Consider the following 1,846-nt stretch of genomic DNA (forward strand, 5'->3'; position numbering starts at 1 on the left):
GTTATGAATGGCGCTATCAATCTTTCTATTCCAGATGGATGGATTCCTGAGTTTGCACTAAATGGAGAGAACTGTTTTCTTATTGAGCCTGCAGAAAGTTTGCTATCCGAGGAGGAAAGAGATAAAAAAGAGAATACCAACTTAATGGATGCGCTGGAAAAAACAGTTTTGCCTACTTACTATGATGATCCATCAAAGTGGTTTAATATGGTTCAAAGTGGTATAAAAGGCGTCATCCCTGAATTCGAGTCAGCGAGAATGGCAGAAGCCTATTATAAGCAGATGTACCGTCAGGCCGATTAAAAAACTACTTTATTTTTGATTTTTTCTGTGGTAAACCCTTGCCTCATGACCACCCGCAATCATTAAGGTGACTACCATCATTTCATTTGCTTTAAGCTATGCCGACCTTTGCTGTTAGCATATAGCTTAAAGCAAATAACAAATGAAATCCATTATCATCATCAACGATCATAGTTCAGAATCTGAGCATGCTGCCATATTTGCACTCGTTCTGGCGCAACGTCTTGGGGTAAATATTATCCTGGCTAATTTGCCGGTTCTAAATCTAACCACGGATGAATATGGATGGACAGAAATGTTACCAGAGGTGCCGAATTCTGTAGCAATCGATTCCAAGCTGATGAAAAATCTTTTTGAAAGAAAAATGCGCTATCCGGGATTTAAACCCTTAATTCAGGAACTGAGTTTTTCTTTCGAAATGGGGGATCTATATAGGCTGGCCAACGAAAACGAAATCTTAATGGTTATAAAGGGTTTAGATGAATTTCTGCCTCAGGCTTTGCTGAATGTTAATCTTGCCATTAATAATCTACTACATAAAATTCGGGTGCCGCTACTGATCATTCCTTCCTCATGGTCTGAGCATGAACTCAAACGGATGGTGTATTTAACTGACCTGCGTTTCTGTGGCATTGGGAMAGTAAAGTTTCTGGCAGACCTTGCCACCTGTTGGGATGCTAATCTGGTTATTGCACACGCTTCAGCCAGTGGCCTTCCGCTGATGGAGACCGATCAGGCAGAAGAGGTGTTTAATGATGAAATCAGCCTGAATATAGGCTACAAGAAACTCTTCCTAAACATGCTAAATCAAGGCGGATCTATGGATATACTGGAGGTTGTGGTAAGTGAAATGAAGGCCGACCTCTTAGTTCTGGTTGACCAGCATTTTCATTTTAATTCCCTTACCCAGCAATATTTCAAAGATAAGTGCACGCTGTATAATCCCGTTCCCATGTTGATATTCCCTTCATAATTTCACCCTAATAAAACATAAATGAACAGCATAAATAGTACCTCCCTGGCCTATATCCAATATCATGCTATCGCAAAGCACTGGGCATCAGACATCGATTTTTTTAAAATTGAAATGGTTTTTCTTCACCATTTGCTCGATGATCATTTTATACTGCTCTCCGGCCCAGCGTATATTGATGACCTAAAAGCCGTTGGTAAAAAATTCTTAAAGCTTGAACAAGATAAATATAGTGCTGATACGGATCTGATTGATTATATAAAAGTACTAGAGGGGCAAACAGAAAATCTTGTTGACAGCCATGGAGAATTGCTTGGGATAAAGCAAAAGCAGATGGAACACACCATGCTCCACCTGAATTCAAATTATAGAAAACTTAAACAGGAACTTTTTTCTCTGGTCATTTTATTAATACAGGATGGAAAGCGGCAAGGTTTGCCCAGGGCTTAAGTCCATTTTAGGTCGGCCAAAATGCTCATCTAAATATTATACAGACGGGAAATTAACCTTGATTTCATCCACATTAAACTCGTTTACTCAGTATAAAGGTGAAACAAAGCAGAGTAGTTC

Annotated in this window: 2 protein-coding genes and 1 pseudogene; all 3 read left to right on the top strand. The window is 39.4% G+C overall.

What is annotated here, in order from left to right:
- A pseudogene (locus AC1DPQ_RS26590) lies at window positions 1-303 on the top strand (alpha-glucan family phosphorylase); the annotation flags it as partial.
- A gap of 142 nt (window positions 304-445) precedes the next feature.
- Entirely contained in the window at window positions 446-1,276 is an 831-nt protein-coding gene (locus AC1DPQ_RS26595; RefSeq protein WP_477611412.1) for a hypothetical protein, read from the top strand.
- Window positions 1,277-1,297: 21 nt separating this feature from the next.
- Window positions 1,298-1,726 (top strand): hypothetical protein, encoded by a 429-nt coding sequence (locus AC1DPQ_RS26600; RefSeq protein ID WP_477581445.1) that lies wholly within the window; start codon window positions 1,298-1,300, stop codon window positions 1,724-1,726.
- Window positions 1,727-1,846 lie beyond the last annotated feature (120 nt).

The sequence above is a fragment of the Pedobacter sp. 01T416_2 genome, from assembly GCF_056398925.1.